The following is a 24,056-nucleotide window of genomic DNA, read 5'->3' on the forward strand; positions in this document are numbered from 1 at the left end:
CATTGAATGCGCATGCATGATAACGTCGCGCTCGTGACCGACACGAAGGTCAGTACGACGACCGCCTCGGCTGACGTGCGCGAGTGGCGCGAGCTCCTCGCCCGCCACGCCGATCTCAGCTGCGCGCTCGACCGCGAGCTGCAGGCGGGCCACGCGCTGGGGATGAGCGAGTACGAGGTGCTCGAGCGGCTCGCCGAGCTGCCCGAGCAGTCGGCCAAGGTCCAGACCATCGCCAAGTCGGTGCACCTGAGCCAGAGCGCGCTGTCCCGCGTGATCGGCCGGCTGGAGACGGCCGGCCTGGTCGAGCGGCACATGTGCCCCGAGGACCGCCGCGCGGTCAAGGTCCGGCTCACCGACGAGGGCCTGCTCCGCCAGACCGAGGCGCAGCCGACCCAGCGCCGCGTCCTCGCCGACCGGCTGCACTCCCCGTTGCTCAAGTCCTGCGAGTAGTCACTCCCGGACGGCGCCTTCCAGCATCCCGGCGATGAAGTGCCGCTGCAGGAACGCATACACCAGTACGACGGGCAGCCCCACGATCACCGCACCGGCGGCGAGCAGCGTGAACCCCGACGTGTACTGCCCGGAGAAGAACGCCAGCCCCAGCGGCGCCGTCCGCAGCGACTCGCTGGTCACCATCACCAGCGGGATCAGGAACTCGTTCCAGGTCCACATGAAGACCAGCACGATCAGCGTCACCAGCGCCGGTCGCGCGGGCGGGACCAGCACCCGCCACAGCGTCCGCCAGTGCCCGGCGCCGTCCAGCCGGGCCGCCTCGACCAGCGACCGGCTCGACGACCGGAAGTAGGCCCGCATCCAGAAGGTGCCGAAGGCAACGGATTGCGCCACCTGCGGCAGCGCGACCGCCCAGTAGGTGTCGGTCAGCCCGAGCGTGCGCAGGTCGAAGTACAGCGGGACCACGATCGCCTCGGTCGGCATCATGATGCCGAGCAGGAACAGGTAGAACAGCACGCCCGCGCCGCGGAACCGCATCGTCCCGAACGCGTAGCCGGACAGGATCGACAGCAGCACCGAAGCGATCACGACGGTGACCGAGACGAGCAGGCTCATCCGCAGATACGTCCCGAAGTGCCCGATCTCCCAGGCCTTGCCGAAGTTGCCGAACCCGCTCGACCCGCCGCCGGCGTCGTCCGGCCCGAGCGCGGCCGCGACGATCGACACGATCGGCGCCAGCGCGAAGCACCCGAAGACGACCAGCAGCAGGTAGTTGCCGAACCGCTCCCCCACCGAGGCCCTCATCCGCGGTCCGCGATCCGGTTGACCCCGAGCGTGATCACGAAGATCAGCACCGTCAAGCACACTCCGATCGCCGCCGCCGAGCCGACCTGCCCGAGCTCGAAGGCCCGGTGGTACACCTCGTACGACGGCACGCTGGTCGACGTACCGGGTCCCCCGCTGGTGGTCACGTAGACCAGGTCGAACGTCCGCAGCGCGGCGATCACGGTCAGCGTGACGGCGACCGCGATCTCGCCCCGTACCGCGGGCAGCACCACGGCGAAGAACTCGCGGACGGGTCCGGCGCCGTCCAGCCGAGCCGCTTCGTACCGCTCGCGCGGGATCCGCGCCATCCCGGCCAGCAGCAGCACGGTCACCAGTCCGGTCTCGAACCACGTCCCGATCACGCCCACCGCGGGCAGCGCGAACGCGTAGTCACCGAGCCACCCGCGCGCCAGCCCGTCCAGGCCGACCGCCCGCAGTACGTCGTTCAGCGGGCCGTCCGGCGCGTAGATGTGGCGCCAGGCAACGGCCACGACGACCATCGCGACCACCTGCGGCAGGAACACGACGGTGCGGAAGAAGGCCAGCCCGCGCACCCGCGCCCGCTGCAGCACCGACGCGAGCGCGAGCCCGATGACGACCGGCAGCACCGAGTAGAAGATCAGCAGCACCAGCGCGTGCCCGAACGCCGCCCGCAGCCCGGCGTCCGCGACCACATCGGCGTAGTTGCTCAGGCCAACGAACTTGCCGAGCGAGATCCCGTCCCACTCGAACAGCGACAGGTGCACCGCGCGGCCGAGCGGGTAGAGCAGGAACAACCCGTACACGACCAGCGCGGGCAGGATGTACAGGTACCCGATCCGGCGCGGTTCGCCGGGCGGTGAACTCACTTCCCGGCGAACTTGCTGTAGTCGGCCTCCAGCTTGTCGACGAACTGCTGCGGCGTCGCCTTCTTCGCCATCAGGTCCTGCAGCGCGGCGCCGAGCGTGTCGTACATGGTCGGGGTCGCGTAGTCCAGGTACGGCACCAGGCCCTCCTGGTCGACCGCCGTACCGAAGGCGGCGAAGACGTCCTTGGCCAGTCCGGCCGGGGCCTGCTGCTGGCCGGTGTCGGCGATCGGCAGGTTGCCGGTCGCGGTCAGCACCTTCATCGCGTCCGGGCTGGTGATGAAGTTGATGTACGCCGCCGCGGCGTCCTTGTTCTTGGCCTTGTTGGTCATCGCGAACGGCAGACCGGTCCCGCCGGTGATCACGGGCTTCGCCGAAGCGTCCGTGCCCGGCGGGAGCATGAAGCCGACCTTGGCGCCGAGCGCCTTCTGCAGGTCGGCCTGCAGCCAGGTCCCGGCGATCAGGAAGACACCGTTGCCCTTGCCGAAGTCCTGCCAGGCCGGGTCGTAGCCCTGGCCGTTGAAGCCGTTGTTGAAGTAGCCCTTGTCCACCCAGGAGACGAGGTTCTCGGCGGCCTTGGTGTTCTCCGGCGTCTTCCAGGACGCGCCGGGCCGGCCGAACGCGAGCGTGGTGATCTGGTCGGCCGGGGTGGTCTTGTCCTGCACGGTGCCGAAGACGTGGATGGCCGGCCACTTGTCCAGGTTGCCGAGCTGCATCGGCAGCTCACCGCCGGCCTTCGCCTTGGCCAGCGCGTCCTCGAACTCCGCCCACGTGGTCGGCGGCTGGATGCCGAGCTTGGAGAGCTTGTCCTTGTTGTAGTAGAGCCCGACCACCTCACCGACCTGCGGCAGGCCGTACAGGTTGCCCTCGCCGAACGTCTTGCCGTCCGCGGAGTACCGCGAGTACTGCATCACCGACGCCGGGTACCGGCTGCCCCAGTCGTACGCCTTGGCCCACTCGTCCAGCGGCACCAACTGACCGGCCTTCACGAACTCACCCATGTCGGAGCGACCGTTGTTGGCCTGTACGACGTCCGGCGCGTCGTTACCGGTCAGCGCCAGCCGCAGCTGCGTCTTCAGGTCGTCGAAGGACCGCGAGACCCGCTTGATCTTGATGTTCGGGTACTTGGCCTCGAACTGCTTGATCAGCTCGGCCATCTGCGCCGCCTGCCCGCCGCGGACCTCCTGGTCCCACACGGTCAGACTGACGTCCCCCAGCGAGGCGGCGTCGGTCTTCACCGTGCTCGGCGCACTCGCACCGCCCTCAGGGGTCTCGGATCCCGGCGTACAGGCGGTGGCCAACAACAGTGCTGCAGCCGCTAGGGCAACGACCTTCACAGGGGGCTCCTCAGTTCAGGGTGTACGTGTATCCGTTGGCGCTCAGGCTGTTCAATACCCGCATCCGGTGCTCCTCACCCCGGGTCTCCAGCTGCAGCGCGACCTCGACCTCGTCCAGGTCGAGGGTCTCGGAGATGCGTTCGTGCAGGACCTCGATCAGGTTCGCCTCGACCTCGGCCAGCCGGGTCAGCAGCGTGGCCAGACCGCCGGGCGTGTCCGGGATCCGCACCCGCAGCGACAGGTAGCGACCGGCGGCCGCCATACCGTGCCGCAGGACGCGCATCAGCAGCACCGGGTCGATGTTGCCACCGGACAGGACCACGACGACCGGCGGCTTGAACCGCTTCGGATCGTCCAGTACGGCGGCAACCGCGGCCGCGCCGGCCGGCTCGACCACCAGCTTCGCCCGCTCGAGCACCAGCAAGAGGGCCTTGGACAACGAGTCCTCGCCGACCGTGAGCACCTCGTCGACGTACGCCTGGATCGCCGCGAACGGCACCTGACCCGGCAGCCCGACCGCGATCCCGTCGGCCATCGTGCTCATCCGCTCCAGCGCGACCGGCTCACCGGCCAGCAGCGAGGCCGGGTACGCCGCGGCACCCTTCGCCTGCACCCCGACGACGCCGATCGGCATCCCGTCGCGCTGCATCGCCGACGCGATCCCCGCGATCAATCCACCACCACCGGTCGGTACGACGACGGTCCGCACCTGCGGGCACTGCTCGACGATCTCCAGCCCCGCGGTCGCCTGCCCGGCGACGATGTCCGGGTGGTCGAACGGGTGGATCAGCACCGCGCCGGTCTCGGCCTCGAACTCGCGCGCCGCGCGCAGGCAGTCGTCGATCGACGTCCCGACGAAGCGGATCTCCGCGCCGTAGGCCCGGGTCGCGTTCTCCTTCGGGATCGGAGCGCCGTACGGCATGAAGACGGTCGCCTTGATCCCGAGCAGCTGCGCCGCGAGCGCGACGCCCTGCGCGTGGTTCCCGGCGCTGGCCGCGACGACGCCGCGCGCCTTCTCCTGCTTCGACAGCCGCGCCATCCGCACGTACGCGCCACGCAGCTTGAACGAGCCGGTCCGCTGCAGGTTCTCGCACTTGAGGAAGACATCACCGCCGACCAGGTCGCTCAGCCACCGCGAGTACTCCAGCGGCGTCGGCGCCACGACGTCGTGCAGCAGATCCGCTGCCCGGGCAATCTCCGCCGCTGTGATGGTCACCAGCCCACACTAACCAGAGCGGGTCGGTTTCTGACGGTGTTTTCCTGCAGACAGGATCACGTCGAGCTGGTCGAGCGGCGGCGGTGGGACCGGGAACGGCGCCTGGCCGTTCGGGCGCAGGCCGTCCAGCATCAGCGCGAGGTATCGGCGCCAGACGTCAGCCGACGTGCTGCGGCTCATCTCGAACGCCGGGCCGAGCAGGGCGAAGATCGCCGCGATGTCCTGGAGCACGGCGTCCGGACGGACCACGCCGGCGGCGCGGGCACGCTCGAACAGCTCGGTCACCGCTTCCAGCACCTGCGGCCAGATCCGCGCCTGCTCCTCGTCGTTGCCCTGACCGGTGAGCGTCTCGTACAGGCCGCGGTCGGCGACCTGCCGGACCGCGTTCCGCTCGAAGAACAGCACCAGCCCGTCCCACGGGTCCTCGACCGCGAGCGCTTCGCGCGCGTCCTGCGCGATCGCGCTGGTCGCGTCGGCGAGCACCTCGGCGGCGATCGCCTGCTTGTTCGGGAAATGCCGGTACGCCGTACCGGTGCCGACGCCCGCGTGCCGGGCGATGTCGTCGAGCGTCGCCCCGAACCCGCGCTCGGCGAACACCTCACGCGCGGCCGCGACGAGCTTGGCGCGGTTGCGCGCGGCATCGGCCCGGACCATCACAGCGCCTCCCGGTCGACCGCGCCGGAAGCCGGCCTCGGCTCGGCTCGGCTCATCACAGCGCCTCGTGCTCGATCAGGCTCTCCGCGCAGCCCAGCACGGTCTCGGCGGCCGGGCGTGGCGTCCAGCCGAGGACGCGCTCCGCCTTCGCGGTCGTGTGCCGGTTCCGGCGGCCGAGCGAGATCGTGATCGCCCGCAGCGGCTTGTCCCGGATCGCCGCCAGCCGGACCAGGAAGTCCGGCAGCTGCCGGGTCGAGACGTTCGCGCCGCGCTCCCCCAGCCCGTCCTTCAGCACCTGCGCGATCTCACGCATCCAGACGAACTCGCCGGTCCCCAGGAACCGCTCACCGGCCGCCTCGGGCGCGACCATCGCCCGGACGTGCAGGTCGGCCAGGTCCCGGACGTCGACCACCTCGAGCCCGATCCGCGGCACACCGGGCATCGCGCCCCGGACCATCCGGGCGATGATGTCCACCGAGCCGAGGTTGGCCGTGCTCAGGATCGGCCCGAAGACCGCGCCGGGCAGCACCGTGGTGAGCCGCGTCGGGCCGTCGTACCCGGCCATGAAGTCCCAGGCCGCCTTTTCCGCCAGGGTCTTCGACCGCCGGTACGCCGGGAGCTTCGGGTCGTCGACCGTCCACAGCGTCTCGTCGGTAACACCCTCGGTCGCGTACGACGCGGGCGAGGCCGCGTTGGCCGCCGACGTCATCACCACCCGCTGGACGCCTTCGGCGGTCGCCGCGCGCAGCACGCGCAACGCACCTTCGCGCGCCGGGACGATCAGCGCGTCGGGGTCGCTGGAGTCCCCGTCGCCGAGCGGGGACGCGACGTGCAGGACGTGGTCGACGCCCTTCATCGCGTCCGCCCAGCCGTCGTCGGACATCAGGTCGGCGACCGCGAAACCGAGCCGGTCACCCGGGTCCACGGCCGTGCTCACCGCCGCGCGGACGGCGTCGCCCTTGGCCAGGCTGCGCACGGTCGTCCGTACGTCGTACCCACGCTCCAGCAGCGCGACGATGCACCAGCCGGCCACGTACCCCGTCCCGCCGGTCACCAGCACGGTCTCTGTCATCGTTCTCATCCTTCTAAACGGAGATGGTCTCTCCGAATAAAAGTAGCACAGGAAACCGGGTTCACCAGGAGGCGCCGGGGCCCTAGGATTCCGCGATGAGTGCAGCAGACAGTGACCACACCGGTGCGACAGTGACGGCCGTGGTGATCCGCCCGGGTGACGAAGCGGTGCTCGTACTACCCACGGGTCTGCCCCGGGTCGAACTGCCGGAGGAGGTCTGGTTCCCAGACGTCGATCGCGTGGTGCGCGCGTTCCGCGAGCAGCTCGGAATCGAGGCGGTGGTGCTCGAATGCCTCGCCGCGGAAGGCCCGGCCTACCTGATGGTGGCTGAGGGCAACATTCCGGCCGGCGCCCGCTGGGTCTCCGGCCTGGACCACCCGCTGGTCACGGCCGCGGGCAAGCTCCTCGCCCGGCCCGCCGGATCCCCATTGCTTCCCCCATGGACCCGGCCCGAGTGGTACGACGACGCCCTGGCCTGGATCGACGAGCAGGTCGAGCACACCGGACCGCTGCAGCAAGTCCGCTCCTGGGGCCTCTCGAACGTGTTCCGGGTGCCGGAAGGCGTGTATTTCAAGGCGATCACGCACTCCTCGACCGTCGTCCCCGACCACGCCGACGCCCGCCCGCTGCTCTTCGCCCACGAGCCCGCCTTCCTCCAGCGCCTGTCCGCCGAACGCCCCGGTCTCGTCGTCGAACCGCTCGCCGTCGACGAGAAGCGCGCCTGGATGCTGCTCCCCGACCTCGGCGAACCGCTCGCGGTCCAGGACGACCTCGACCAGTGGTCGACCGCGATCCGCACCCACGCCCAGCTGCAGCGCAGCTACGTCGACTCCCCCGACGCCCTGCTCGCAATGAGCTGCACCGATCGCCGACTCAACCAGCTCGAAGCGGCGATCGACGACGTCCTCGGCGCGAACGAGCTGACCGCCGACCTCACCCCCGCCGAACGCGACCAGCTCGCCACTCGCGGCCCCGCACTGCGCGAGGCGATCGCCGAGCTCGCGGCGATCGGCGTACCGGAGACTCTCCTGCACGGCGATCTGCACCCGCGGAACATCGCCGTCCAGGACGGCCGGGCGCTCGCCTTCGACTGGACCGACGCGTGCCTCTCGCACCCGTTCCTGGATCTCGTCACCTTCGTCGAGGGCCGGTCACCGCACTCGCGCGATCCGCAGGTGCTGGACGCTTATCTCACCGCGTGGCTCGACTACGCGCCGATGCCTGCGCTGCGCCGCGCGCTCGAGCTGGCGAACGAGATCGGCGCGCTGCACCAGGCGGTCACCTACCTGCACCTGGTCGACAACCTCTCCGGCCCGAGCCGCGCGTCGATGCGCTCCGGCGGCGTCTGGTGGCTGCGCAAGATCGCGACCGGCGAGCGGCCCGGATAGGTTGGCCGTATGACCCTGCAGATGCGCCCGCTCGGCTCCTCCGGTATCGACGTCAGCACCATCGGGCTGGGGGCGTGGCAGCTCGGCCGGTCGTCGAGCTGGCCGACCGGGCCGGACCCGGACGAGGCGGTCCGGATCGTGCACGCCGCACTGGATGCCGGGATCAACTTCATCGACACCGCCCCGGCGTACGCCGACGGGCAGAGCGAGCTCAACGTCGGTACGGCGCTGCAGAGCGTCCCGCGTGAGCAGGTCGTGCTCTGCACCAAGGTCGGCCCGACGCACGACGGGCGCACCGACTGGTCGGTCGGCGCGATCGCGACGTCGGTCGAGGGCAGCGCGCGCCGGATGGGCGTCGAGCACATCGACGTCGTGGTCCTGCACAGCCCGCCGCCCGAGGTGCTGACCAGCGCCGAGCACTACGCCGCTCTGGAAACCCTGCGGAACAAGGGATTGATCCGCGCGTTCGGCGCGTCCGTCGACTGGGACGCCGACGTCCGGACGGTCCTGGCCACCGACTCCCAGGCCGCTGAGGTTCGGATGTCCGCGCTCTTCCAGGAGACCTGGCCGAGTGTCGCCGAGGCGCCCGCCCACGGCGTCGGCGTGATCGTCAAGGTCCCGCTGGAGTCCGGATGGCTCTCCGGCCGGTACGACGCCGGCAGCACGTTCGACGACGTCCGGTCGCGCTGGTCCGCCGAGGACGTCGCGCTGCGCGCCGGCCTGGTCGACGAGCTGCGCGAGCTGCTGCCGTCGGGCGTCAGCCTGGTCGACGCGGCGGTCCAGTTCCTGCTCGCCAACGACGGTGTCTCCACGGTGATCCCCGGCACCCGCTCGGTCGACCACCTGGAGACCAGCATCGACTCGGCGGCCAACCCGCTCCCCGCAGAGACCGTCGAGGCGATCCGCGCTTGGTACGCGAACCGCCTCGGCAACCAGCACTTGGACTGGTAGTTACTTCAGCAGCAGCTTCCCCAGGCGCCGGGAGGCGACGTACATCCCTGCGGTGCCCATCGCGATCAGGTAGAGCGCGTTGATCAGCAGGGTCCAGCTCACCGTGCCCGTGGTCAGCGCGCGTTCCAGCGCGACGCCCTGGTACAGCGGGGTGATCTCGACCAGCCAGCGGATCGCGCCGGGGTAGGTCTCGATCGGGTAGAACGTCGCCGAGAACAGGAACATCGGCATCGTCGCCAGCTGGACGAACTCGAAGTCCTGCCAGCTGCGCATGAACGTCGTCATCGCCATCCCGGCGCCGGCGAACGCGTACCCGATCAGGACCGAGGCGGGCAGCGCGAGCAGCGCCCACCACGACTCGACCAGGCCCATGATCAGCATCACCACGATGAACGCGGCCGAGTAGCAGGCGCCGCGCAGCAGCGCCCAGGTCACTTCGCCGGTCGCGACGTCCCACGGCCGCAGCGGTGTCGCCAGCATCGAGTCGTACAGCCGGGCGTACTTCATCCGGAAGAAGATGTTGTACGTCGAGTCGAAGATCGCGCCGTTCATCGCCGAGCTGGCCAGCATCGCCGGCGCCACGAACGCGGCGTACCCGATCGCGGTCCCGTCGGCCAGCGTGAAGTCGCCGACCAGCTGCGCGACGCCGATCCCGATCGAGAGCAGGTAGAAGACCGGCTCGAAGAAGCCGGAGACGAACACGATCCAGGACCGCTTGTAGACCAGGAAGTTGCGCTCGACCAGGTGCCGGCCGCTGCCGAGGCGGACCGGCAGCGGGAGCACGCGCGCGGTGAGAGTGGCCATCAGCTGATCAACCTCCGGGTCAGGCCGCGGACCGCGAACCACGTACCGACGACGAACCACGCGGCCAGGTAGGCCAAGTTGCCGAGGGCGGCGAGCGGGTCGACCGTGCCGAGGCTCAGGTCACGCGACAGCTCGACGCCGTGCCACAGCGGGCTCAGGTAGGCCAGCCACTCGATCCAGTTCGGCAGTTGGGAGACCGGGAAGAACGCGCCCGAGAACAGGAACGCCGGGACCACGCCGAACCGGAAGATCATCGCGAAACCGGAGTCGTTCTCCAGCCGGGTCGCGACCGCGCAGACCGGCGCGGACGCGGCCATCCCGACCAGCAGCGCGACCGGCAGCGCGAACAGCCCCCAGGCCGTCGCCAGCCCACCGAACGCCGCGATCACCACCAGGAACACCGTGCACGTGGTCAGCACCCGGAAGCCGACGAACGCCAACTGCCCGTACATCACGTCGGCCGGCCGCAACGGCGTCGCGATCATCGAGAAGTAGAACTTCTGCCACTTGATCCCGCCCATCACCGGGTACGTCGACTCGCCGACCGCGATCTGCAGCGCGGTCGCGGCGAGCAGGCCGGGCGCGATGAACTGCAGGTAGCTGATCCCGCCGAGCGCGCCGGACCCGTTGTCGTCGACGAACGAACCGAGCCCGATCCCCATCGCGGCCAGGTAGAGCAGCGGCAGCAGGAAGCTGCTGACCAGGCTGCCCTTCCAGGTCCGTTTGTAGACCGTCGCCCAGTAGTCGAACTGACGGCGGCCGTTCTCCACGACGACGCTCATCAGTCGACCAGCGTCCGGCCGGTCAGCCGCAGGAACACGTCCTCGAGCGTCGACCGCCGCACCAGTACGGCGGCCGGCTGCAGCCCGCGCTCGTGCACCGCGGCGACCGCGCGCTCACCGTCGTCGGTGTAGAGCAGCAGCCGGTCGGGCAGCACCTCGATCCGCTGCGCGAGGTCCACGACCTTCTCGGCCAGCGCGTCGTGGTCGGACGACATCACCTCGGGCCCGAACCGCAGCTCGGTCACCTCACGGGTCGAGTAGTCCCGGATCAGCTCGGCCGGCGACCCCTCGGCCGCGATCAGGCCGGCGTCCATCACGACCAGCCGGTCGCAGAGCTGCTCCGCCTCGTCCATGTAGTGCGTGGTGATGATCAGGGTGACGCCGGCCTGCTTGAGCCGGAACAGCTTGTCCCACAGCAGGTGCCGGGCCTGCGGGTCGAGGCCGGTGGTCGGCTCGTCGAGCAGCAGCAGGTCGGGTTTGCTGACCAGGGACCGGGCGATCGTCAGCCGCCGCTTCATCCCGCCGGACAGCTCGTCGACCTTCACCTTGGCCTTGTCGGTCAGCGCGACGAACTCCAGCAGCTCGTCGGCGCGCTCCCGGCAGTCGGCGCGGCTGAGGCCGAAGTACCGGCCGTAGACGGTCAGGTTCTCGTGCACGGACAGCTCGGTGTCGAGCGTGTCGTCCTGCGGGCAGACCCCGAGCCGGGCCCGGATCGCCGGCCCGTCGGTCGCCGGGTCCATCCCGAGGATCCGCAGCTCCCCGCCGCTGACCGGCGAGACCGCCCCGATCATCCGCATCGTCGAGGACTTGCCCGCGCCGTTCGGCCCGAGGAACCCGAACGCCTCCCCCTGCAGCACGTCCAGGTCGATCCCGCGCACCGCCTCGAAACCGCCGTACGCCTTGGTCAGCCCACGCGCGTGGACCAGGGACTCCCGCTGCTCACTCACACCGCCGACCCTAGACGCCCGCACCGACAAACTTCTTGTCGATTTGCCCCCACGCCGTCCGCCGCGCCGATCGCGGAGGGTGACCGCACACTGACTGTTAGGACCCGTCCGTCCGTTCTGCCTGGGGAGGCCTCGTGAAGTTCCGCCGTACGTCGTTCCTGCTCGCCCTCAGCACCGCCCTCGTCGCCCTGACCGCGTCACCCGCGTCCGCCGCATCGATCGTCGCCAGCGGCTTCGAGACACCTCGCCTGACCGTCGAGTTCAAAGGCTTCGGCCCCGGCCAGCAGCTCGACGGCTGGACCGTGACGTCCGGAGGCGTCGACCTGACCACCGACTGGCAGGACGCCGAGGGCCGCCAGTCCCTCGACCTGAACGGCTCGAGCCCGGGCGCGATCGCGCGCACGTTCGCCACGCAACTGCTGACGACGTACAAGGTGACCTACGCCCTGGCCGGGAACACCGAAGGCCCGCCGGCCCTGAAGTCCGGCCGCGTCGCGGTGAACGGCCAGGAGCTCGACACGTTCACCTTCGACATCGCCGGCAAGTCCAACGCGAACATGGGTTGGACCTACCGCACCTTCTACTTCACCAACCTGCTGGACAGCACGGCGACGCTGGAGTTCGCGAGCACGTCGCTGCAGGCCTGGGGCCCGGTGATCGACGACGTCAAGGTCGACAGCTGTCTACTGGTGCTCTGCCCGGCTTCGGCCTCGCAGGTCAACCGGATCAGCTGACACCGGTACGCCGGTCAGCCGCGGCCGGCGTACGGCATCCCCGCCGCCATCACCGTGAGGGTGGGGACCGCGACCGAGGTGGGGAGCAGGGCGACCCGGGCGACGAAGTCCGCGACGATGCGCGGGTCGAAGGTCGGCTCGACGGCGGTCGTGCCGTCGGGCTGGAGGGCGCCCTGCTCCATCCGCTCGGTCATCGCGGTGGCCGCGTTGCCGATGTCGATCTGGCCGGCGGTGATGCCGTGCGAGCGGCCTTCGAGCTCGAGACCCTTGGTCAGGCCGCTGACCGCGTGCTTGGACGCCGTGTAGGCGATGGCGTGCGGCCTCGGGACGTGGGCCGAGATCGAGCCGTTGTTGATGATCCGGCCGCCCTTGGGGTCCTGCCGCAGCATCAGCGCGAACGCCGCCTGGGCGCACAGGAACGAACCGGTCAGGTTGGTGTCGACGACGGCCCGCCAGTCGTCCTCGCCGACCTCCTCGACCGGTGCCGCCGGCATCCCGGTCCCGGCGTTGTTCACCAGGACGTCGATCCGCGACAGGCTCGCGAAGAACTCCCGGACCGCCGCGCCGTCGGTCACGTCGAGCACCGCCGTCCGGACCTCGCCGACCCCGGCGTCCCCGACCGCGTCGATCTCCTCGGCCGCCGCCGCGGTCTCGCGCAGCTTGGCCTCGGTCCGCCCGGTCACCGTCACCTGGAACCCGGCCGCGGCCAGCGCCAGCGCCATCTCCCGCCCGAGCCCGGACCCACCGCCGGTGACCACCGCGATCTTCTGCATGCCCGTCCCCAATCCGTTCGGTGACCGCCAGACTACGGGCGGTTAATCGTTGGCGATTCACCGGACATCCTAGGAAACTCATTTGCATGCATCACGCATGCATGTATATGCTTGCACCATGCATGTAAATGACGGGTACGTCCCGCAGACCCCGGTCGAGGGGGTCCTGCACGCGTTCACCCGGATCGGGCGGCGGCTGAAGGCCAAGCAGCCCGGTGACTCGCTCGACCAGAGCGCCCACCTGGTGCTCTTCGTCCTGCGGTGCAACGGCGCGCTGCGGCTGTCCGACCTGGCCAACAAGATGGAGATCGACGCCTCCACCGCCAGCCGGCACGTCCGCTCGCTGGAGCAGGCCGGGCTGGTCCAGCGCTCGGCCGACCCCGACGACGGCCGCGCCTTCCGGGTCGAGCTGACCGCCGAGGGCACCGCCTCCTGGGAGGAGAACGCGCGCCGCCGGATGGCGCTCCTCACCCAGGCCATGGAGGGCTGGTCCGAGCAGGACATCAAGAACTTCGAGCAGTTGATGACGCGGTTCGCCGACGGCGTCGCGAACCTCACCGACGCACGCGACGACAACTCCTGGGCCGACAAGGGCTGGGCCGCCGCCGCGCGACTGAACACCGAACAGAACGTGGAGAGCACCAGATGAGCACCACCGAGCCCGCCGTCAGCGGCGGAGCCCCGCCCGATCCGAACACCCCGAGCTACCTGTCCCACAAGCAGATCCTGGTGGTTCTCGGCGGCCTGATGGCCGGCATGTTCCTGGCCGCGCTCGACCAGAGCATCGTCGGGACCGCGCTGCCGCAGATCGTCAGCGAGTTCAACAGCCTGGACAAGCTGTCCTGGGTGGTCACGGCGTACCTGCTGACCTCGACCGCCTCCACCCCGCTGTGGGGCAAGATCTCCGACCTGTACGGCCGCCGCCCGCTGTTCATCGCGGCGATCGTCACCTTCCTGGCCGGCTCCGTGCTGGCCGCGCTGGCGCAGAACATCGAGATGCTGATCGGCTTCCGGGCCGTCCAGGGCCTCGGCGCCGGTGGTCTGATGTCGCTGGCCTTCGCCACCATCGGCGACGTGATCCCGCCGCGCGAGCGCGGCAAGTACATGGGGTACTTCGGTGCCGTCTTCGGCCTCTCCTCGGTGGCCGGCCCGCTGCTCGGCGGTCTGCTCACCGACGGTCCGGGCTGGCGCTGGATCTTCTGGATCAACCTGCCGATCGGCCTGGTTGCCCTGGGCATCGTCGGTGCCGTGCTGAAGCTCCCGCACGTGAAGCGTTCGCACAAGATCGACTACCTGGGCGCCGCTGTGGTCACCGCCGCGGTCACCACGCTGCTGCTGGCCGTCTCCTGGAGCGGCCCGGACAACGGCTGGGGCTCGGCCACGACGATCGGCCTGCTGGTCGCGGCCGTCGTGCTCGCCGTCGCCTTCGTCTTCGTCGAACTGCGGGTCGCCGAGCCGATCATCCCGATGGACCTGTTCAAGGGCCGGATCTTCTCCGGGTACGCCGGGTTCGCGTTCCTGCTCGGTTTCGCGATGTTCGGTGCGCTGATCTTCCTGCCGCTGTACCTGCAGGCGGTCAAGGACCTGTCGCCGACCAGGTCGGGCCTGGCGCTGCTGCCGATGATCGTCGGCATCTTCAGCGCCTCGATCCCGAGCGGTCAGCTGATGAGCCGGACCGGTCGCTACAAGATCTACCCGATCATCTCCGCGGTCCTGGTCGGCGGCGCGATGGTGCTGCTGTCCACGCTGAGCATGACCACGCCGTACTGGCAGCTCGCGATCTACATGTTCGTGATGGGTTCCGGCCTGGGCCTGTCGATGCAGATCACCGTCACCGCGGCGCAGAACAGCGTGCCCCGCAAGCACATGGGCACCGCGACCTCGACGATGACGTTCTTCCGCTCGATGGGTGGCGCGATCGGTACCGCCGTGTACGGCGCGGTGCTGACCAGCCGGCTCACCGACCACCTCGGCGACATCGTCCCGAGCTCGGCGCAGAACATGGTCGGCATGCTGGCCAAGGCGGCCAACAGCGTCCAGGCCCTGCACGCGCTGAAGGAGCCGATGAAGGGCTGGGCGCTGCTCGGCCTGGTCGAGGCGATGGGCGACGTCTTCCTGGTCTCGCTGCCGTTCCTGGCGATCGCCCTGGTGGTCGCGATCATCACCCCGGAGCAGCGCCTGGCCGGCCGCGACGAAGCCCCGAAGGACGGCGAGGAGCCGAACCTCGAGGCCTCCGCAGCCGCCGCCATGCACTGACCTGCGCAGTACGCCGAACGGCCGCCCCTGGGATCCCCGGGGCGGCCGTTCGTTCGTTCAAGTCAGCGCGGCTGCTGGCCCCCGCGCAAGTAGTCAGTCATCGGCGACTGGACCGTCGGCCACCGGCCGCCGCCGTACCGGTCTGCGCGGAATCGGCCGTGGCGGCTCCGGATCGACATCGTTGCCCGCGAGATGGTTGACGATCGTGTTCAGCACCGCCGCCGTCGGCACCGCGATCAGCGCACCGACGATCCCTGCCACGACCACCCCGGTGGCGATCGCCAGGATGACCGCGAGCGGGTGCACGCTCACCGCCCGGCCGAGCAGGAACGGCTGCAGGACGTGCGCCTCCAGCTGCTGCACGCCGATCACCACCGCGAGCATGATGATCGCGACCAGCGGGCCCTTGGCAACGAGCGCGACCAGGACGGCGACGATGCCGCTGACCAGCGCGCCCACGACCGGGACGAAGGCGCCGACGAAGACCAGGATTCCGATCGCGCTCACCAGCGGCAGCCCGAGGATCGCGGCCCCGAGCGCGATACCGATCGCGTCCACCGCGGCCACGATGATCGTCGCCCGCACGAACGCGGTCAGCGAGACCCACGCCTTCCGGCCGGACGAGTCCGCCTTCTCGCGGGCCTGGCGCGGGAACAGCCGGACCAGCCAGGCCCAGATCTGCTCGCCCTGGTACAGGAAGAAGAACAGCGAGAACAGCGCGATGAACAGGCCCGCGACGACGTGCGTGGCCGTCGTACCGACCTCGGCGGCGCGCTGGCCGATCGCGCCGCCGGACATCACGGTGTCGCGGAGCCGGTTGAGCGCGTCGGTGATGTCGGCGTCGGTGACGTTGAGGTTGATCCGGGCCAGGTCGCGCAGCTTCTGCACACCCTCGCCGACCTGGGTCGACAGGTTCTCGAACTGGGTCGCGATCTGCGCCCCGACCAGCGTCAGCAGGCCGGCCACGAGCACGATCGTGAAGACCACCGTGATCCCGGCCGCGGGCCCGCGGGCGAGCTTCGCCTTCTGCAGCGCGTTGGTGATCGGGATCAGCAGCGCGGTGAGCAGGATCCCGACGGTCACCGGGACGACGACCTCGGACAGGTAGCGCATCGCGTACGCGATCACCAGGACCGCCGCGACCACGACCAGGAACCGCCACGCCCAGGCGCTGGCGATCTGCATCCCCGGCGTCACCCCGGTGTCGACGCGGCCACGGCTCGACGAGACCGTCAGGTGATCCTCCGCGGCAGCCGGTACGACGGTGTCGCTGACCCCCTCGGCGACGTCGTTGTCGGCGACCGGACTCGGCTCGTCCCGACCCACCTCCGGTACGTCGGACCGCTCCTGCTCCGGCTTGTCCGGTTCGCTCATGGCACCTCCCCAGGGCTCGTCCCTGACCCTAGTGCCCGGTGGCGACCGATCCATGTAGGTCGGCGCCGATCCCGCGCGCCAGTCCCTCGGCAGCCACCGGATCCACCTCGGCGAGCAGCCCGACGCCCGCGAGTACGTAGTCCTTGTCGACACAGACCTTGGCGGTCGTCGGGACCAGCCAGCCCTCCTCCTGCGCGTTCCGCCCGACGGCTCCGAGGATCCGCTCGGCCACCTCGGGCCGGTTGTGCCGCAGCACTCCCCCGGACCCGACCAGCAGATCGACCTCCCGCAAGTCCTTCCCCGAGCGCTCGATCACCCGCCCTCCCGAGCTGAACACGACGCGCTGCCGCCCCGCGTGCCGCCGGAGCGCGACCGTCGCCGCGATGGTCGCCAGCTGCTCGTCGTACGCCGCCTCCTGCGCGGTGTCGGGTAGGTACGCCGGGTTCGCCCGTCGCCGCTCCGCCGCCTCGGCCAGCCCCGCATCCGCCGCCTCGGCAGCCGCCGCGGGCTTGGCGCTCGCTGCTGCTTCCACCAGCCCGGCCGCCACACCGGCTTCCACCACCGGAACCGCACTCCACCGCATCCCCAGATCCCCCTCGACCGTGCGCGTCACCGGATGCGTCGCGACCACCTCACGCCCCAGGTTCGCGTCCTCCGGGTCGAGCTCGATCACCGAGTGCACGTCCGTGGTCGCCCCGCCGATGTCCACCACCGCGACATCCCCGTGCAACCCCGCCAGCACCTCGACACCCCGCAGTACGACGTCAGGCGTCGCCGCCCGCACCATCCGCGCGAACGCCGGATCCTTCGACAGGTTCTTCCCGCCGATCACGTGCGCCAGGAACATCTCCCGGATCGCCGCCCGCGCCGAGTCCGGCGCGAACACCCCGATCTCCGGCACCACGTTGTCCGCCAGCACCGCCGGCACCCCACCGTCAGCCAGCAGCCCGGCCACCTCGTCCCGCGCCTCAACGTTGCCCGCAGCAACCACCGGCTTGCGCCACTTGTACTTCGCCAGCACCCCCGCCGCACCGGTCAGCACCGCCGAGTTTCCCCCGTCGGTCCCACCCAGCAACAACACCACATCAGGCTTCTCACCCCTGAGCGCCTTCACCGACGAGGCAGTCAGCCCCCCACTGACAACCGCCACCACCCGCCCCCCACTGGACAACGCAACCCGCCGCCCAGCCTCAGCAGTCACCAACTCCTCGTTCCCCACCACAGCAATCCGCAGCCCACCCCCAGCCGACGAGCAAGCCAACACCTCAGCCCGCTCGACGCCCCGATCAACCGCCAGCAGCTGCTCCCGACAAGCCATCCACCCATCGAGCACATCAGTCTCAACAGTCGTCCGATACTCAGCCCGCCCAACCAGCTCTCCAGACCCCGCGTCCACAGCAATCGCCTTGGTAAACGTCGACCCGAAGTCCACCGCCAACAGCAAACCCACGCCGACTACCGCCCCTCACCGACAACGCGCCACGCCACCAACAACCGCACGTCAGCTACCGCAGAGCGCGTCCCATCACCAGCAGCCCCACACCGGCTACCGCGCTCCACCACAGCGCATCCCGCCACCAACAACCCCACGGCCCCTACCGCCTTCCGCTTTTCTCCGGCCGCAGCGGCCTCAGCCCCCACGACCTCCCCGGCCGCATCCCCGCCGGCCTTAACCCACCGCAGAAACACCAACGCGACCCGCCACCAGCAAGGCAACGGGTCGCGCGGCACTCAAAGCAATCACCCCATGGCGCGGTCAAGATCCTGCAGCAGATCGTCGACAGTCTCGATCCCCACGCTCAGCCGGATCAGATCCGCCGGCACCTCCAGCGGCGTACCGGCGACCGAAGCATGCGTCATCTTCCCCGGGTGCTCGATCAGCGACTCGACACCACCCAGCGACTCACCGAGCGTGAAGACCTCCGCCTTGTTGCAGATGTCCAGCGCGTGCTGTTCGCCGCCGGTGACCCGGAACGACACGATCCCGCCGTACCGCTTCATCTGCTTCGCCGCGGTGTCGTGGCCCGGGTGACCCTCGACGCCCGGGTACAGCACCGACGTCACCGCCGAGTGCCGCTGCAGGAACTCCACGACCTTCTCGGCGTTGTCGCTGTGCCGGTCCATCCGCACACCGAGCGTCTTGATCCCGCGCAGCACCAGCCACGCGTCGAACGGCCCCGCGACAGCGCCGATCGCGTTCTGGTGGAAGGCGATCTTGTCCGCCAGCTCCGCGTCGCGCACGATCAGCGCGCCGCCGACGACGTCGGAGTGACCGCCCATGTACTTCGTGGTCGAGTGCACGACCACGTCGGCGCCGAGCTCCAGCGGCTGCTGCAGGTACGGCGAGGCGAAGGTGTTGTCGACGACCAGCAGCGCGCCGGCGTCGTGGGCGATCTGCGCGACGATCGCGATGTCGGCGACGTTCAGCAGCGGGTTGGTCGGGGTCTCCAGCCAGACCACCTTGGTCTTGCCGGGGCGGATCGCGGCCCGGATCGCCTCCGGGTGGGTGACCGCGGCCGGGGTCATCTCGACGCCCCAGTTCCCAAGCACCTTGGAGAACAGCCGGAAGGTGCCGCCGTACGCGTCGTCGGGGAAGACCACGTGGTCACCGGGCACGCACAGCGACCGGATCAGCGTGTCCTCGGCGGCCAGCCCGCTGGCGAACGCGAACCCGCGCTTCCCACCCTCGATCGCGGCCAGACACTCCTCCAGCGCGCTCCGGGTCGGGTTCGCCGACCGGGAGTACTCGTAGCCGTTCCGCAGCCCGCCGACACCGTCCTGCTTGTAGGTGCTGGTCGCGTAGATCGGCGGTACGACGGCACCGGTCGTCGGGTCGGGCTCGTTCCCCGCGTGAATGGCAAGCGTCTCGAAGCCGTAGGGCTGGTTCATGTCCACCGAACCAATGTACGGCGTGGTTCTATCCGTTCCCGAATCGTGCCATCGGTGCTGTGGACAACTTTGCCGTCAGATGCACCTCGGCCTGCCTGTGGACAACGCCGTGCGTTGACCCCGAAATGCACCTAAATTTGCTCAGGCTGAGCGAAAGGGATCCGGGATGAACACGCAGGACAGGCCGCTGGACGAGGACGACCTGGCGATGGCCGACCTCGCCGAGGTGCGGGACTGGACCGCCGTCGCCGGGCCGGACAGCGACGACACCGGGCCGGCCGTGGTGACCGCGCTGGTCAACCGGGTGATGGCGGCCACCGGCTGGGTGCCGTGGGACCTGGAGCCGGGCGAGACGATCGACGACTCGGCGGCGTCCTGGGGGTTCACCACCCGGCGCGGTACGACGATGATCGTGTTCGACGGCCTGGTCTTCGCCGACTGCCGCAACTCGGGCTGGTCGGCGTACCAGATCGGGCCGGACGACATCGCCGACGCCGAGGACGGCCTCGACGCGCACTGGCCGGACCATCTCGCGCTGGCCCGCAAGCATTGGGGTGAGCCGGACTACGTCGGTGACGAGTCCAGCCCCGACTTCCTGGACGCGTGGGGACCGGGCGCGGGCGCGGACCGGCGGCACCTGGCCGTCTGGGCCCGGCCGGGCGCGCAGCTGCACCTGTTCAGCAACAAGCCGACCAAAGACCCGCTGACTCCGGCGGTGGGCGTCAACTACGCGGTCTACATCGACTAGGAGATCCGATGAGCACACCGAACGAGGGACTGCAGCCCTGGACTCCCGGGGACGCGGCGGACGCCGCCCGCAAGTTGTCGGCGCTGAACCCCACCCAGCAGCAGGCGCTGGGGCGCGTGATCCAGGCCGCGGAGGCCATCGGACCGATCATCAACAACGTGGGACGCGCGATCCGCGTCGTCCGGAACACGATGACCCGGCTCAGCCAGCTCGCGCAGCGGCTCACCCGCACCGACCGCGCGCTCACTCCGCCGGAGCAGACCCAGTCGCAGGGCGGCCGGCACCGCGCCGAGTCCTCCGGGCTGAGCCTGCCGACGCGTGAGGCCGTCACCCAGGCCCGCGACACCGCGCTCGGGCTGGCGCGTGACGCCACCATGGCGACCGTACGGGCCACCGGCCGCGGGCTCGCCGCCGCGGGCCGTGGGCTCGCGGCGACCGGCCGCTGGGCCTGGTCGAAGGGCCGCGAGGGCCTGAGCGCCGCCGGCCAGTACGCCGAGGTTCAGGCGAACCGGGCCGACCAGTGGCTCGACCAGAAGCTGCAGCCGATCGCCGACAAGATCGACGAGAAGCTCGCGCCGATCGACGCCTGGGCGGACAAGACCTACGAGGCGGGCGCGGCCTGGGCCTCGGAGAACTACAACAAGGTGTCGACCGCGGTGAACCACCAGATCAGCAAGGGCGCCGCCCGGGCGAGCGCCGTACTGGCCGGTCTCGCCGCGAACCGGATGGACCCGACCGCCCGCGGCCAGCTCACCTCGCCGGACCAGAAGCTGCAGAAGCGCGAGACGCTGCTCGCGCAGAAGGCCGCCGAGTACTTCACCGCCCCCGAGAGCCAGCAGCCCGCCAAGGCCGCCGAGCTCGCGGCGTTCGTCCAGGCAGCGTACGCCAACCAGCAGAGCGGCCCGCAGCAGGGCGCGCCGGCCAACCGCGACGTGGAAGCCTCCCAGGCGATGTCCGCGGCCCTCACCGGGATCGCCCCACCCGGCAACCGCGCCGAGGGCGCCGAACAGGGCAACCAGTCCCCCGACCAACCAGGCACCGGCCGCCACCGCGCCCAGCCCGGCCAGGCCGCGAAGGATCCGGGCAAGGAAGTCTGATCCTGTGAAAGCACCGCCGAGGAGACTCGGCGGTGCTTTTTCATGGGCTCAGGAAGGGATATTGCCTCTTCCCGAGAGCACTGCGGTCGCCGCCTCCAGCAGCGTCTCGCGGATCTCCGTGTCGCTCAGCTGCGCCGGCTCCAGCCCGGATGACAGCACCGCGCCCACCACCTCCACCGCGGCCGCAGCCAGCACCCGGTCCTTCGGCTGCGGCTCCGGACCCGCCAGCCACAGCTGGAAGTTCCGGCTGCGCGCGATCAGCACGTCCAGGTCGTCGCCGAACGCCGCCAGCACCGCCGCGATGTCGCGCAGCACCGTCGGGCCGGTCCCCCGGTGCTTGATCACCACTTCCAGGTACGTCGTCAGCAGCTCCTGCTCGGCGGCCAGCGACCACGGGGTCGCCTCGACCCGCAGGAACACCGCGTTCATGTCGTCGAAGAACGTCCCGATGATCGCCTTCAGCAGGTCCTGCTTCGACGAGTAGTGGTAGTACAGCGACGCCTTGGTGATCCCCACCTGCTCGGCGATCTCGCGCAGGCTGGTCTTCTCGTACCCCTGCCCGCTGAACAGCTCGAGCGCCGCCCGGTGGATCTCGCCCTTGGTGTCGCGGGCTCTCGTCTCGTGCTGCATGTCACCTACTTTCTCATTTTACCTACCTACCGTGCGGCAGGTAGTCTACCAACCGACCGGCAGGTAGAGCCCGTACGACGGCGTACGGCAGAAGGGGGTCGTCGTGTTCAACCGACTCGGGCGGTTCGTCGTCCGCAACCCGTGGAAGGTGATCGCCGCCTGGGTGATCGCGGCGGTCGCCGTGCTCGCCTTCGCGCCGACACTCGCCGACGTCACCAGCAAGGACCAGGCCAGCTTCCTGCCCGACTCCTACGAGTCGGTCCAGGCGCAGAAGCTGGCCGCCGACGCGTTCGGCCAGACCAACGACGCGACCGCGAGCATCGTGGTCAAGCGCAGCGGCGGCGGCGAGCTGTCTGCGGCCGACCAGGCCGAGGTGACCGGTCTCGCGAAGGCGATCACCGACGCGAAGATCGAGCGCGTCACGGCCGCGGTCACCGGTCCGCAGGCGCTCTCGCCGAACAAGCAGGTCCAGCTCGTCAGCGTCGGCCTGAAGGGCCTCGCCGACGACCAGGCCGTGCTCGACGCCGTCCAGAAGGTTCGCGATGTCGCCGGCCCGGCGCTCGCCGACAGCGGCCTGGCGTACGGCGTGACCGGCGACGCAGCGCTGTTCCTGGACAACCAGGACGCCTTCGAGAACGCGTTCGTCGTGGTCGGCATCGCGACGCTGGTGCTGATCGTCGGCCTGCTGCTGTTCATCTACCGCAGTCCGGTCGCGGCGCTGCTGCCGATCCTGACCGTCGGCCTGGTCAGCGCGATCGCGCCCGGTCTGATCGCGCTCGCCGCGAAGGCGTTCGACCTGCAGGTCACCCAGGACCTGCAGACCATCCTGACCGTCGTCCTGTACGGCGTCGGCACCGACTACATCCTGTTCCTGCTCTTCCGGTACCGCGAGCGCCTGCGCGCCGGCGAAGAGCCGAAGCAGGCGCTGATCACCGCTGCCGGCCGGGTCGCCGAGGTGATCGTCTCCGCGGCCGGCGCGATCGTGGTCTCGTTCAGCGCGCTGCTGCTGGCCGTGTTCGGCGGGTTCAAGAGCCTCGGCCCGGGCCTCGCGATCGCGGTCGTGGTGATGGCCTTCGCCGCGATCACGCTGATCCCGGCGGTCGTCTCGCTGCTCGGCCCGAAGGTGTTCTGGCCGTCGAAGTCGTGGCAGCACACGCCGAAGGGCGCGACCTTCAAGCGGCTCGGCCGGTTCACCGCGAAGCGTCCGGCCCTGGTCGCGACGATCTCCGGCGGCATCATGGTCGCGCTCGCCCTCGGCACGCTGGGGATGAAGATCGACTACGACGCGTTCGCGCAGCTCCCGGCCGACACCGAGTCGGCGCGGGCGATCAAGGACCTGCAGACCGGCTTCCCGGCGGGCGCGCTGAACCCGACGACCGTGTACGTGAAGAGCACCGACGGCAGCCCGCTCGACCCGGCCGAGCTCACGGCGTACGCCGGCAAGCTCGCACAGGTCGACGGGGTCGGCGCCGTCCTGCCCGCCGCGGCCGACGGTTCGCCGGCGCTGCTCAGCAAGGACAAGACCGTTGCCCAGATCAACGTCGTGCTCGACGGCGCACCGTACGCCGCGGAGTCGCTCGATCTGGTCGACGGCGCCCTGAAGGACGCGGCGCACGCCGAGGCTCCGGCCGGTACGACGACGCTGCTCGGCGGCGTTTCGTCGTCGTACACGGACATCCGGGACGCCAACAGCCGCGACCTCTCGGTGATCTTCCCGGTCGCCGGCGGTCTGATCGCGGTCATCCTGGCGCTGCTGCTTCGCAGCCTGCTGGCGCCGCTGGTGCTGATGATCGCGGTGGTGCTGAGCTTCTTCAGCACGACCGGCGCCACGGTCCTGGTCTTTCAGGGCGCCGCCGGACACGCGGGCGTCTCGTTCTCGCTGCCGATCATGCTCTACCTGTTCGTCGTTGCCATCGGCACCGACTACAACATCCTGATGATCGCCCGGCTGCGCGAGGAGGCCGAGCAGGGCACCGATCCACGGACCGCGGCCGACCTCGCGATCGAGCACGGCGGCCCGTCGGTCGCCGCGGCCGGGCTGATCCTGGCCGGCACCTTCTCCTCGCTGATGCTGGCCGGGATGGCGCTGCTCACCGAGATGGGCTTCTCGGTCGCCGTCGGGATCGCGATCTCGGCGTTCGTGATGTCGATCTTCCTGGTCCCGAGCGTCACCGCGCTGCTCGGCCCGAAGGCCTGGTGGCCGCGGAAGCTGACGAAGCGCGAGCCGGTGACCGAGGACCGGGAGCTCGAACCGGTCGGGTGAGTTGGAGAGAGAGCTGCA

Annotated in this window: 23 protein-coding genes; 9 read left to right on the plus strand and 14 right to left on the minus strand. The window is 70.1% G+C overall.

What is annotated here, in order from left to right; translation table 11 throughout:
- The first annotated feature begins 33 nt into the window (after window positions 1-33).
- A complete protein-coding gene (locus AB0M01_RS04050) occupies window positions 34-450 on the plus strand; it encodes a MarR family transcriptional regulator (RefSeq protein ID WP_363665380.1) in 417 nt (138 codons plus the stop codon).
- Here AB0M01_RS04050 and AB0M01_RS04055 read toward each other — a convergent pair whose 3' ends face one another.
- The 6 genes from AB0M01_RS04055 to AB0M01_RS04080 are packed head-to-tail and all read right to left on the minus strand — an operon-like array spanning window position 451 to window position 6,402.
- Window positions 451-1,257, minus strand: coding sequence for a carbohydrate ABC transporter permease (locus AB0M01_RS04055; RefSeq protein ID WP_363665381.1), 807 nt, complete (start codon window positions 1,255-1,257; stop codon window positions 451-453).
- Window positions 1,254-2,126, minus strand: a complete 873-nt coding sequence (locus AB0M01_RS04060) for a sugar ABC transporter permease (RefSeq protein ID WP_363665382.1) — start codon at window positions 2,124-2,126, stop codon at window positions 1,254-1,256. The genes AB0M01_RS04055 and AB0M01_RS04060 overlap by 4 nt, the downstream gene beginning before the upstream one ends.
- On the minus strand, window positions 2,123-3,460 hold the full coding sequence (locus AB0M01_RS04065; protein ID WP_363665383.1) for an extracellular solute-binding protein: 1,338 nt from the start codon (window positions 3,458-3,460) through the stop codon (window positions 2,123-2,125). The genes AB0M01_RS04060 and AB0M01_RS04065 overlap by 4 nt, the downstream gene beginning before the upstream one ends.
- Before the next feature lie 10 nt (window positions 3,461-3,470).
- Window positions 3,471-4,676: a threonine ammonia-lyase gene (gene ilvA, locus AB0M01_RS04070; RefSeq protein WP_363665384.1), complete on the minus strand. Its 1,206-nt coding sequence runs from the start codon at window positions 4,674-4,676 to the stop codon at window positions 3,471-3,473.
- Between the two features lie 9 nt (window positions 4,677-4,685).
- On the minus strand, window positions 4,686-5,330 hold the full coding sequence (locus tag AB0M01_RS04075) for a helix-turn-helix domain-containing protein (protein WP_363665385.1): 645 nt from the start codon (window positions 5,328-5,330) through the stop codon (window positions 4,686-4,688).
- Window positions 5,331-5,385: 55 nt separating this feature from the next.
- Complete coding sequence (locus AB0M01_RS04080; protein WP_363665386.1) at window positions 5,386-6,402, minus strand: NAD-dependent epimerase/dehydratase family protein; 1,017 nt, start codon at window positions 6,400-6,402, stop codon at window positions 5,386-5,388.
- 95 nt (window positions 6,403-6,497) lie between these two features.
- On the opposite strand from AB0M01_RS04080, the gene AB0M01_RS04085 reads away from it, so the two are divergent.
- Window positions 6,498-7,790, plus strand: a complete 1,293-nt coding sequence (locus tag AB0M01_RS04085) for an aminoglycoside phosphotransferase family protein (RefSeq protein ID WP_363665387.1) — start codon at window positions 6,498-6,500, stop codon at window positions 7,788-7,790.
- Window positions 7,791-7,799: 9 nt separating this feature from the next.
- Entirely contained in the window at window positions 7,800-8,741 is a 942-nt protein-coding gene (locus AB0M01_RS04090; RefSeq protein WP_363665388.1) for an aldo/keto reductase, read from the plus strand.
- Here the strand turns inward: AB0M01_RS04090 and AB0M01_RS04095 are convergent, their stop codons facing one another.
- From AB0M01_RS04095 to AB0M01_RS04105, 3 genes are read right to left on the minus strand one after another with little or no spacing between them, the layout of a single operon-like run.
- Window positions 8,742-9,545: an ABC transporter permease gene (locus AB0M01_RS04095; RefSeq protein ID WP_363665389.1), complete on the minus strand. Its 804-nt coding sequence runs from the start codon at window positions 9,543-9,545 to the stop codon at window positions 8,742-8,744.
- Window positions 9,545-10,327, minus strand: coding sequence for an ABC transporter permease (locus tag AB0M01_RS04100; RefSeq protein ID WP_363665390.1), 783 nt, complete (start codon window positions 10,325-10,327; stop codon window positions 9,545-9,547). Before AB0M01_RS04100 ends, AB0M01_RS04095 begins: the two co-directional genes overlap by 1 nt.
- Window positions 10,327-11,274, minus strand: coding sequence for an ABC transporter ATP-binding protein (locus AB0M01_RS04105; protein ID WP_363665391.1), 948 nt, complete (start codon window positions 11,272-11,274; stop codon window positions 10,327-10,329). The genes AB0M01_RS04100 and AB0M01_RS04105 overlap by 1 nt, the downstream gene beginning before the upstream one ends.
- A gap of 134 nt (window positions 11,275-11,408) precedes the next feature.
- Between AB0M01_RS04105 and AB0M01_RS04110 the strand changes: the two genes are divergently transcribed.
- Window positions 11,409-12,008 carry a choice-of-anchor C family protein gene (locus AB0M01_RS04110; RefSeq protein ID WP_363665392.1) on the plus strand — a complete coding sequence of 200 codons (600 nt, stop codon included), beginning with the start codon at window positions 11,409-11,411 and terminating at the stop codon, window positions 12,006-12,008.
- 14 nt (window positions 12,009-12,022) lie between these two features.
- Here AB0M01_RS04110 and AB0M01_RS04115 read toward each other — a convergent pair whose 3' ends face one another.
- A complete protein-coding gene (locus tag AB0M01_RS04115) occupies window positions 12,023-12,781 on the minus strand; it encodes an SDR family oxidoreductase (protein WP_363665393.1) in 759 nt (252 codons plus the stop codon).
- A gap of 118 nt (window positions 12,782-12,899) precedes the next feature.
- Between AB0M01_RS04115 and AB0M01_RS04120 the strand changes: the two genes are divergently transcribed.
- Together AB0M01_RS04120 and AB0M01_RS04125 are read left to right on the plus strand one after the other, a co-directional pair.
- Window positions 12,900-13,430: a MarR family transcriptional regulator gene (locus tag AB0M01_RS04120; RefSeq protein ID WP_363665394.1), complete on the plus strand. Its 531-nt coding sequence runs from the start codon at window positions 12,900-12,902 to the stop codon at window positions 13,428-13,430.
- Window positions 13,427-15,037 (plus strand): MDR family MFS transporter, encoded by a 1,611-nt coding sequence (locus AB0M01_RS04125; protein WP_363665395.1) that lies wholly within the window; start codon window positions 13,427-13,429, stop codon window positions 15,035-15,037. The genes AB0M01_RS04120 and AB0M01_RS04125 overlap by 4 nt, the downstream gene beginning before the upstream one ends.
- Window positions 15,038-15,130: 93 nt before the next feature.
- Here AB0M01_RS04125 and AB0M01_RS04130 read toward each other — a convergent pair whose 3' ends face one another.
- The 3 genes from AB0M01_RS04130 to AB0M01_RS04140 form a co-directional block, all read right to left on the minus strand.
- Window positions 15,131-16,411: an AI-2E family transporter gene (locus AB0M01_RS04130; protein ID WP_363665396.1), complete on the minus strand. Its 1,281-nt coding sequence runs from the start codon at window positions 16,409-16,411 to the stop codon at window positions 15,131-15,133.
- Between the two features lie 28 nt (window positions 16,412-16,439).
- Window positions 16,440-17,861, minus strand: coding sequence for a glutamate mutase L (locus tag AB0M01_RS04135; protein ID WP_363665397.1), 1,422 nt, complete (start codon window positions 17,859-17,861; stop codon window positions 16,440-16,442).
- 290 nt (window positions 17,862-18,151) lie between these two features.
- Entirely contained in the window at window positions 18,152-19,300 is a 1,149-nt protein-coding gene (locus AB0M01_RS04140) for a cystathionine gamma-synthase (RefSeq protein WP_363666196.1), read from the minus strand.
- A 166-nt stretch (window positions 19,301-19,466) separates the two neighbouring features.
- Between AB0M01_RS04140 and AB0M01_RS04145 the strand changes: the two genes are divergently transcribed.
- Both AB0M01_RS04145 and AB0M01_RS04150 read left to right on the plus strand, forming a co-directional pair.
- Window positions 19,467-20,048, plus strand: a complete 582-nt coding sequence (locus AB0M01_RS04145) for a hypothetical protein (RefSeq protein ID WP_363665398.1) — start codon at window positions 19,467-19,469, stop codon at window positions 20,046-20,048.
- 8 nt (window positions 20,049-20,056) lie between these two features.
- Entirely contained in the window at window positions 20,057-21,145 is a 1,089-nt protein-coding gene (locus tag AB0M01_RS04150) for a hypothetical protein (RefSeq protein ID WP_363665399.1), read from the plus strand.
- A gap of 48 nt (window positions 21,146-21,193) precedes the next feature.
- Here AB0M01_RS04150 and AB0M01_RS04155 read toward each other — a convergent pair whose 3' ends face one another.
- Window positions 21,194-21,775 (minus strand): helix-turn-helix domain-containing protein, encoded by a 582-nt coding sequence (locus tag AB0M01_RS04155; RefSeq protein WP_363665400.1) that lies wholly within the window; start codon window positions 21,773-21,775, stop codon window positions 21,194-21,196.
- 103 nt (window positions 21,776-21,878) lie between these two features.
- Here AB0M01_RS04155 and AB0M01_RS04160 point away from each other — a divergent pair, with 103 nt between their 5' ends.
- Window positions 21,879-24,038 (plus strand): MMPL family transporter, encoded by a 2,160-nt coding sequence (locus AB0M01_RS04160; protein WP_363665401.1) that lies wholly within the window; start codon window positions 21,879-21,881, stop codon window positions 24,036-24,038.
- Window positions 24,039-24,056 lie beyond the last annotated feature (18 nt).

It is taken from the genome of Kribbella sp. NPDC051770, assembly GCF_040681455.1.
In the GTDB taxonomy this organism is placed as follows: domain Bacteria; phylum Actinomycetota; class Actinomycetes; order Propionibacteriales; family Kribbellaceae; genus Kribbella.

What these genes read in the sequence shown, in the direction of transcription:
- AB0M01_RS04120 (WP_363665394.1), top strand. Translation starts at nt 12,900, where the DNA reads ATGCATGTAAATGACGGGTACGTCCCGCAGACCCCGGTCGAGGGGGTC.
- AB0M01_RS04130 (WP_363665396.1), bottom strand. Translation starts at nt 16,411, where the DNA reads ATGAGCGAACCGGACAAGCCGGAGCAGGAGCGGTCCGACGTACCGGAG.
- AB0M01_RS04075 (WP_363665385.1), bottom strand. Translation starts at nt 5,330, where the DNA reads ATGGTCCGGGCCGATGCCGCGCGCAACCGCGCCAAGCTCGTCGCGGCC.
- AB0M01_RS04115 (WP_363665393.1), bottom strand. Translation starts at nt 12,781, where the DNA reads ATGCAGAAGATCGCGGTGGTCACCGGCGGTGGGTCCGGGCTCGGGCGG.
- AB0M01_RS04100 (WP_363665390.1), bottom strand. Translation starts at nt 10,327, where the DNA reads ATGAGCGTCGTCGTGGAGAACGGCCGCCGTCAGTTCGACTACTGGGCG.
- AB0M01_RS04125 (WP_363665395.1), top strand. Translation starts at nt 13,427, where the DNA reads ATGAGCACCACCGAGCCCGCCGTCAGCGGCGGAGCCCCGCCCGATCCG.
- AB0M01_RS04140 (WP_363666196.1), bottom strand. Translation starts at nt 19,300, where the DNA reads ATGAACCAGCCCTACGGCTTCGAGACGCTTGCCATTCACGCGGGGAAC.
- AB0M01_RS04055 (WP_363665381.1), bottom strand. Translation starts at nt 1,257, where the DNA reads ATGAGGGCCTCGGTGGGGGAGCGGTTCGGCAACTACCTGCTGCTGGTC.
- AB0M01_RS04145 (WP_363665398.1), top strand. Translation starts at nt 19,467, where the DNA reads ATGAACACGCAGGACAGGCCGCTGGACGAGGACGACCTGGCGATGGCC.
- AB0M01_RS04080 (WP_363665386.1), bottom strand. Translation starts at nt 6,402, where the DNA reads ATGACAGAGACCGTGCTGGTGACCGGCGGGACGGGGTACGTGGCCGGC.
- AB0M01_RS04155 (WP_363665400.1), bottom strand. Translation starts at nt 21,775, where the DNA reads ATGCAGCACGAGACGAGAGCCCGCGACACCAAGGGCGAGATCCACCGG.
- AB0M01_RS04150 (WP_363665399.1), top strand. Translation starts at nt 20,057, where the DNA reads ATGAGCACACCGAACGAGGGACTGCAGCCCTGGACTCCCGGGGACGCG.
- AB0M01_RS04090 (WP_363665388.1), top strand. Translation starts at nt 7,800, where the DNA reads ATGACCCTGCAGATGCGCCCGCTCGGCTCCTCCGGTATCGACGTCAGC.
- AB0M01_RS04085 (WP_363665387.1), top strand. Translation starts at nt 6,498, where the DNA reads ATGAGTGCAGCAGACAGTGACCACACCGGTGCGACAGTGACGGCCGTG.
- AB0M01_RS04095 (WP_363665389.1), bottom strand. Translation starts at nt 9,545, where the DNA reads ATGGCCACTCTCACCGCGCGCGTGCTCCCGCTGCCGGTCCGCCTCGGC.